General features: G+C 70.9%; 5 protein-coding genes. 4 read left to right on the plus strand and 1 reads right to left on the minus strand.

Translation table 11 applies throughout. The annotated features are described in order from the left end of the window. Positions 1-135: 135 nt before the first annotated feature. Positions 136-2,634, plus strand: a complete 2,499-nt coding sequence (leuS, locus tag QZX79_RS11060; RefSeq protein WP_294568334.1) for a leucine--tRNA ligase — start codon at positions 136-138, stop codon at positions 2,632-2,634. Between the two features lie 2 nt (positions 2,635-2,636). Further along, entirely contained in the window at positions 2,637-3,518 is an 882-nt protein-coding gene (locus QZX79_RS11065) for a DegV family protein (protein WP_294568335.1), read from the plus strand. A 62-nt stretch (positions 3,519-3,580) separates the two neighbouring features. Here the strand turns inward: QZX79_RS11065 and QZX79_RS11070 are convergent, their stop codons facing one another. After that, positions 3,581-3,925, minus strand: coding sequence for a hypothetical protein (locus QZX79_RS11070; protein ID WP_294568336.1), 345 nt, complete (start codon positions 3,923-3,925; stop codon positions 3,581-3,583). 1,245 nt (positions 3,926-5,170) lie between these two features. On the opposite strand from QZX79_RS11070, the gene QZX79_RS11075 reads away from it, so the two are divergent. After that, positions 5,171-5,680, plus strand: a complete 510-nt coding sequence (locus QZX79_RS11075) for a helix-hairpin-helix domain-containing protein (RefSeq protein WP_294568337.1) — start codon at positions 5,171-5,173, stop codon at positions 5,678-5,680. Further along, positions 5,677-8,151 (plus strand): ComEC/Rec2 family competence protein, encoded by a 2,475-nt coding sequence (locus QZX79_RS11080; RefSeq protein ID WP_294568338.1) that lies wholly within the window; start codon positions 5,677-5,679, stop codon positions 8,149-8,151. Before QZX79_RS11075 ends, QZX79_RS11080 begins: the two co-directional genes overlap by 4 nt. Positions 8,152-8,295: the final 144 nt, after the last annotated feature.

The raw sequence follows: 8,295 nt of genomic DNA on the forward strand, positions 1-8,295 counted from the left end.
GCACGCGACAAGCGTGCGGCGGCCCCTCCCTGGACGAGGGGCTTTTGTGTGTCCGGGCCGGTTACCGGGGCGGGGCAGGCAGGGACGGAAAACGATGAGGCAATCGCGCAGAATGACAGGACAGGGTTCAAGACAGTGAGCACACCTTCCGAGGCTGGACAGCCCGACGAGAACACCTACGACTTCGCCGCCATGGAGGCCCGATGGCCGGCGGTGTGGGACGGGCTGGAATCGTTCAAGCCGCTCGACGACGGCTCACGCGAGCGCCGGTACGTGCTCGACATGTTCCCCTACCCCTCGGGCGACCTCCACATGGGCCACGCCGAGGCCTTCGCCATGGGCGATGTCGCCGCCCGCTGGTCCCGGCTGCAGGGCTTCGACGTGCTGCACCCGATCGGGTGGGACTCCTTCGGGCTGCCGGCGGAGAACGCGGCCATCAAGCGCAATGCCCACCCGGCGGAGTGGACCTACGCGAACATCGACACGCAGGCGCACTCCTTCAAGCGCTACGCGATCAGCGCCGACTGGTCCCGCCGGATCCACACCTCCGATCCCGAGTACTACCGCTGGACCCAGTGGCTGTTCACCCGGTTCTTCAACAAGGGTCTGGCCTACCGGAAGAACTCGCCCGTCAACTGGTGCCCCAAGGACCAGACGGTGCTCTCCAACGAGCAGGTCATCAACGGGGCCTGCGACCGCTGCGGAACCATGGTCACCAAGAAGGACCTCAACCAGTGGTACTTCAAGATCACCGACTACGCCGACCGCCTGCTGCAGGACATGGACCAGCTGAAGGGCCACTGGCCCGAGCGCGTGCTGGCGATGCAGCGCAACTGGATCGGCCGCTCCGAGGGCGCGACCGTGCGCTTCACCATCGAGGCCGCCGATGACCGGCCGGCCCACGACGTCCCGGTGTTCACCACCCGCCCCGATACCCTCTACGGGGCGACCTTCTTCGTCGTCGCCGCCGACACGCAGCTCGCCCTCGACCTGGTCACCGCCGAGCACCGCAGCGCACTTGAGGAGTACCGGGAGCAGGTCAAGAAGCTCTCCGAAATCGAGCGCCAGTCCACCGAACGCGAGAAGACCGGCGTGTTCACCGGCCGGTACGCCGTCAACCCCCTCAACGGGGAAAAGCTGCCGGTCTGGGCCGCCGACTACGTGCTGGCCGACTACGGCACCGGCGCGATCATGGCCGTTCCCGCCCATGACCAGCGCGACCTCGACTTCGCCCGGGCGTTCGACCTGCCGGTCCGTACCGTCGTCGACACCGGCGCCGAGGACCCGGCGGTCACCGGCACGGCGACCGCCGGCGAGGGCGTCCTGGTCAACTCCGGCGAGCTGAGCGGGCTGGACAAGCCCGCGGCCATCGCCCGCGCCGTCGAACTGCTCGGGGCGCAGGGCACCGGCGAGGGGACGGTCAATTTCCGCCTGCGCGACTGGCTGCTCTCGCGCCAGCGGTACTGGGGCACCCCGATCCCGATCATCCACTGCGCCACCTGCGGCGAGGTTCCCGTGCCCGACGAGCAGCTGCCGGTCACCCTGCCCGAGGGCCTTCACGGCAACCAGCTGAAACCGCGGGGCGTCTCGCCGCTGGCCGCCGTCGAGGACTGGGTCAACGTCTCCTGCCCGTCGTGCGGCGGGCCCGCCAAGCGGGACACCGACACGATGGACACCTTCGTGGACTCCTCCTGGTACTTCCTGCGGTTCATCACCCCGCACCTGGAGACCGCGCCGTTCGACACCGACGCCGTCAACCGGTGGATGCCCGTCGGCCAGTACGTCGGTGGCGTCGAGCACGCCATTCTGCACCTGCTCTACAGCCGGTTCTTCACCAAGGTGCTCTTCGACCTGGGCCTGGTGAACTTCACCGAGCCGTTCTCCTCCCTGCTCAACCAGGGGCAGGTGCTCAACGGCGGCAAGGCCATGAGCAAGTCCCTGGGCAACGGGGTGGACCTCGGCGAGCAGCTCGACAAGTTCGGGGTGGACGCGGTGCGCCTCACCATGATCTTCGCCTCCCCGCCGGAGGACGACGTCGACTGGGCCGACGTGTCCCCGTCGGGCTCGGCCAAGTTCCTGGCCCGCGCCTGGCGCCTGGGCGCCGATGTCACCAGCGCGCCCGGCGTCGACTTCGCCGCGGGTGACCGGGCGCTGCGCGCGGCCACCCACCGCACGCTGGCCGACGTGCCCGAGCTCATGGGCGCCAGCAAGTTCAATGTCGTCATCGCGCGGCTGATGGAGCTGGTCAACGCCACCCGCAAGGCCATCGACTCCGGCCCGGGCGGCAGCGACCCGGCCGTCCGTGAGGCGGCGGAGACCGTTACGGTGCTGCTGGGCATGTTCGCCCCGTATACCGCCGAGGATCTGTGGGAGCGGCTGGGCCACACCCCCGGCGTGGCCACCGCCGCCCTGCCGGCCGTGGAGCAGGACCTGCTCGCGCAGGAGTCCGTCGTCGCCGTCGTGCAGGTCCAGGGCAAGGTCCGCGACCGGCTCACCGTGTCGCCCGACATCACCGAGGACGAGCTGCGGGCCCTGGCCCTCGCCAGCGAGCAGGTCTCCCGGATCCTCGACGGCAGGGGCATCCGCACGGTCATCGTGCGGGCGCCCAAGCTGGTCAACATCGTGCCCAGCTGAGCATGGCCAGCGACGGACTCCCGGCCGGGGTCGTCACCGACTCGGCGGCCGGGTTCCCGCCGGGCTGGCTCGACGGGAAGGGCCGCGCAGGGGGAGTCACTGTGGTTCCCCTGCCCGTGCTGATCGCCGGCCAGATCTACAGCGACGGCGGGGAATCCCTGGTCGAGCCCCTGACCATCGCGCTGGCGCAGGGTTCGGAGGTGCGCACGTCCCGCCCGTCGCCGGGCCAGTTCGAGCGCGCCTACCGGGCCCTCGAGGCCGAAGGCCATTCGGGGATCATCTCCATCCACCTCTCCGGGGCCCTGTCCGGCACGGTGGACGCGGCACGCCTGGCGGCCTCCTCGGTCGGCATTCCCGTTGAGGTCATCGACAGCCGCACGGCCGGGATGCCTCAGGGCTATGCCGCCGTGGCCGCGCTGCAGTCCCTGCGGCAGGGGGCGAGCCTTGAGCGCAGCGCCGCCGCCGCGGCCATCGTCTGCCGTACCTCGGAGCTCTATTTCTACGTTCCGAGCCTTGACCAGCTGCGCCGCGGCGGACGGATCAGCGCGTCGGCGAGCTGGCTGGGCAACGTCCTCTCGGTCAAGGCGCTGCTGAAGATCCAGGACGGGCGCGTGGTCCCCGTGGAGAAGGTCCGCACGGCCGACCGGGCCCTCGACCGGCTCCTCGAGATCGTCCAGGGCGCCGCTGCCGCCCGGTCCGGTGGCAGCGAGATTACGGTTCACCATTTCGGGAACGACGACGAGGCCGCCGGCTTCGCGGCCCGGCTGGAATCCGCTCTTCCCGGCACCCCCGTTTCCCTGGCCCGCTGTCCGGCGGTCCTCGCGGCTCATGCGGGCCTCGGGGTGATGGCTGTGGCTGTCGTTCCCCGCCCGGTTTCCGGCTAACGCCAGGGCACCATCACGCCGGCGAGCCCCTGTGCCCCCTCGTGGACCGGCCGGGCGGCGTGCTACCGGGCGGTCCGCTCGTCGATCATTCGGTCGACTGCGTTCTCCTCAGGGCACGGTTGGTCGTCTACCGGGCACTTTCCATCCCATGGCACGCCCCCCTTTGCTGTCATGACCTCAACACACATCGTGCAGAAGACGGTGGCCTGCGGCGCGATCGTCATTTCGGGCTCTTCATACCCGCAGAAAGCCTCCCGCCAGTCCAGGTCACGGCAACAGACGAGGTGTGCCATCTCATTCGGGTCCTGCTCCAGCTTGTGCTTAACCTCCCACGCAGGCGTGCGCACGATTTCGAGTGAACCGCCGTCCTCAACCGCTGGCGCGATGTCGGTGTCCTTGGTTGTCATGCCCCCCCGGTCCAGGTGTGGGCCGGGCCGGGGAAATTCATCGTCCTGCTCCCCGGCGCCAGCTGTCACTGCTGATCGGCCGAATCTACATCATGATCGTGGCCATTCTCGTGGTCTAGCCCATCACCGGTGAGCTGCCGCATCTGGGCCGGTTCTCCGACCTGCCCAACGACTCGAGCACTGAGCAGCTCTCGGTCCGCCACACCGTCGGGCGGCACAGGCCGGGGTCACCGCGGAGGCGGGCGGTGGCTCGACTCTCCTGCCCCGTCGTGGAGCGCAGCCGGATCCTTTCCGCCCCGATCAAGACGGAGGCAGCCACGATCAGCAGGTGCGGTATGGCCAGGAGCCACCACCGACGAAAATTTCCTGTCCGGGTTGGGGGGCTGCGCCAGCACCCTGATGCTGCCCACGTCAAAGGGCAGTGAGCCGGGCAGGTCCTCATTCCGGAACTCCTCGACCTCCCCCGGCGGTGATGGCGCGCGAATCGACGGACAGCGGCACATCCCGGCCGTTGTCCACATAGCGCCAGCGCGGGCCTGCCCCACGTGGAGCTCGTGCCTACCGTGGCCTATGCCACGACACCGCTGGGCCACCACCGCCGCCACCCTCCCTCTGCAGGCTGCCGCGGGCGGGGGTGGTGGCTCAGCCGGCGCCTTTCCGTCGGGCCGCGCAGGGCGCGCCGCCGCAACAGGTGCCGGCGGCGTCGCAGAGTCGGGACCGGCGGCCGGCACCGTAAGGGAGGCGTCGAGCGGCACGCCCGCTTCAACCGCCGACAGTTCCGGCGATTCGTTGGATACCGCCGCCGCCGTGACCGGCGAGGCTGACGGCACGTCATTTGGCCCGGGTCGCCCGCCGCGCCGTCGCAGTCCGGGCGGCCTAGCCGAGGTCGAGGTGGCGCCTCCGCGGACCCGCCGGTGGGCTGCGGCCCGCGGGGCCTCTCTGGTGTTCCTGGGCCTCGCGCTGACGCTGGGCGTTGGACTGTTTTTCGTCCGCAGCGAGGCCGCGCCTCCGGTTGCGACCATTCCGCTCTCAGCCGAGGAGCAACGGTCAGGCTCCCGGGAGGAGACGGTGAGGCGCGGGGAGGCAGCACCCGGTTCCACACAGGGATCAGCGCCGCCGGGCCCGGTGCCGACCGGTGGAGCAGCGTCAGGAACCGCCGGATCCGAAGCTGATTCTGCCGGCACCAGCCGATCTGAGATGCCCCTCGAAGGGGATGGCGCGGGTGCCGACCCGGGCGGAGTCTTCGTGCATCTGACCGGCGCGGTGGCTTCGCCTGGGGTCCGCGAGGTTCCGCAGGGTTCGCGGCTGTTCCAGGTGCTCGAGCTCGCCGGGGGTGCCACACCGGAGGCGGACCTCGCCGCCGTGAACCTGGCGGCCGTCGTGGTGGACGGAGGGCAGGTCCACGTGCCGCGGAAGGGCGAAGCGGTTCCGCCGGGGTCACCGGGGTCACCGGCGGGCTCCGGCGGGCCAGCCACCGGCGGCCGGACGCCGGGCGGTGGAACGGGTGGTGCGGGCACCGGAGGCACCGGCAGCGGGGGCAGCGGCACCGGGATGCCCGAGGGCATGGTGAACCTCAACACCGCCGACGCCCCCGCCCTGGAGACGCTGCCCCGCGTTGGCCCGGTCCTTGCAGAGCGGATCATTGAGTGGCGGACCGAACACGGCCCATTCGCGCGGGCCGAGGATCTCGACGCGGTCCCGGGCATCGGCCCCGCCATGCTCGAGGCGATGCTGCCCCTCGTGGTGGTGCGGTGACGAAGCGTGCACTTCCGGTACCGCAGGCCTTCCCCGGCATCGACGCATCGACCCGGACCGTTCCACGGCGAGAACCAGACCTCCCCACCGACTTCCGTCTGGCCCCCGCCGCCGCCGCGGCATGGACTGCCGCGGCGCTGGCGACCCGGCTGCCCGCGGAAGAAGCCGCAGCCGCGGGATCACTGCTAGCTTGTGCCGGACTGACGCTCGGTCTGCTGTGCGTGGCATCCCGCGGGCGGACCGTCGCGGCACTCCTGGTCCCGCTTCTCCTGCCGCTGGCAGCGGGGTGCCTGGTCATGCTCGCGGCCGCCGGAAGCGTTGCGGGGTTCACTGCGGGTCCTGTCGACGAGGCGGCCCGTGAGAACGCCATCGTCACCGTCACTCTCCGCCCGTCCAGCGACGCCGCCCCTGTTCGGGCCGACTATGGGGAAGCGCGCTATGTCCTGCGCGCCATGGTCGCCGCGGGTTCCTACTCCGGGCGCTCCTTCACGGCGGCGTCCCCCGTCGTGGTGTTCGGGGACGGGCAGTGGAAGCGGATCGGCAGGGGCGACACGGTGCGGTCGGTGGGGAGGCTGCGCTCTCCGGACCAGCCCGGTAAGGAGGTGGCGGTGTTCCTTCCAGCCGCTCCACCAGTGGTGGAACCCGCACGGGGCGCGGAGGACTATACGCGGGACCTCCGCCACGAATTCAGCAGCCGGGCCCTCGCCCGCGGGGCCGGGGATGGCGGGCTGCTTCCCGGAATGGCCATCGGAGACCGCTCGGTGCTCGATGAGCGGCTCGGGGAGGCGATGAAGGCCACCGGGCTGACCCACCTGACCGCGGTTTCCGGCACAAACTGTTCGTATGTGCTGGCTTTTGCCTTTTTGGCTGCCCGCGCGGCCCGGGTGCCCCGGCCCGCCGCCGCCGGTGCTGCGCTCATCGCCCTGGCCGCCTTTGTGTTCCTTGTCCGCCCGGAACCGAGCGTGCTGCGCGCCGCGGTGATGGGAGCCATCGGGATCTTCGCTGTCCTGACCGGCCGGGGGAGGATGTCCCTGCCGCTGCTGTTCCTTGCCGTGATCGTGCTTTTGGCCGCCGACCCGTGGCTGCACTTCTCCTACGCCTTCCTGTTGTCCGTGTCGGCCACGGCGGGGCTGATCCTGATCGGGCCGCTCCTTGCCTCGCGTTTCGCGGCGGTCCTTCCGGTCTGGGCTGCCCGGCTGCTCGCGGTGCCGGTGGCAGCCCAACTGGCCTGCACGCCGCTGCTGGTGATGCTGCAGCCCTCCCTGTCTGTCTATGCGGTGCCCGCCAATCTTGCCGCGGCGCCGGTCGTGCCGTTCGTGACGATCGCCGGAATGCTCGCCGTTGCCGCCATCGCCGCGTGGCCGCCCGCCGCTGAACCCTTCCTGGCGGTCGGGCAGCTGGGGTCCGGGTGGGTGGCCGCCATTGCCCGGATAGGCAGCGGCGCGCCCTTCGCGCAGGTTCCCTGGGTGCCGGGGGCACCGGGCGCCCTCCTCGCAGCCGCGCTGTCCCTGCTGATCGTGTTCGGCATCGCCGCCACCGTGCGCCCGGGGCGTGCAGCCAGGCCACACCGGGCGGTGGTCCGGTTCGGAGCCGCGGCTCTGTGCCTGTTGGCGGGCTGCGCACTGGGGGCCGCCGGAGTGATCCTGTTCCAACCCCGGGCGGGCATTCCGCCGGGCTGGGTGGTGGCCGGTTGCGACGTTGGGCAGGGCGATGCCTTCGTCGTCAACACCGGGCCCGGGCACGCCCTGGTCATCGACGCAGGTCCCGATCGCGGCGCGGTGGATGAGTGCCTCTCGGACCTGGCGGTCACGGTGGTGGACCTGCTGGTGGTCACCCACCTCCACGAGGACCACTACGCGGGAGCGGCCGGGGTGTTCGAGGGACGGCAGGTGAAGGAACTGCGCTACTCCTCGAATGAACCGACGCTGCCCCGTGAGCTCAGTGCCCCCGCCCGGGCCGTCGGGCTCGAACCGGTGCGCATCGCCGCCGGAGATGTCGGCCAGGCCGGGGGAGTGAGGTGGGAAGCGTTGTGGCCGCCGCCGTCCGGAGACGGCGGCACCGGCCGGTCGGCCGGGACCGGGTACGGCAGCGAGAATGACGCCAGTGCCGTGCTCCTGGTCCAGATTCCGGGTCCGATGCGGCCGGCGACCGCGCTGTTCACCGGCGACATCGAGCAGGACGCCTCCCGGCGGCTGCTCTCCGCCCACCCGGGGCTGGCCCGGGACGGAGTGGACGTCCTCAAGGTTCCCCACCACGGCGCACGTAATGGAGGTGGAATGATCCTCGAGGTGCTGAGGCCCCGTCTTGCCCTCATCTCATCGGGAGAGGGCAACGACTATGGCCACCCGCACCCTCAGGTGGTGGCCGACCTGCGCCGGCAGTCCGTGTACGCGGCGCGCACCGACCGGCTCGGCACCTTCACCGTCTCCCTCGACACCGCAGGCCTGGAGGTGAGGCCCCTGGCCGACTGAGCGATCGACCGGCATTCACTCCGCCGAGGCGGCAGGCTTGTCGCGGCTTTTCCGGGCCACTTCTGGAGTAGTAAGTCCCGCGGGAGGGTCGAGTTGACTGGGCAGCCGTTCGCCACGCTCACTGAGAACGGCAGGGTAGCGACG

The organism is uncultured Arthrobacter sp. (genome assembly GCF_902805515.1).
Classification (GTDB): domain Bacteria; phylum Actinomycetota; class Actinomycetes; order Actinomycetales; family Micrococcaceae; genus Arthrobacter_D.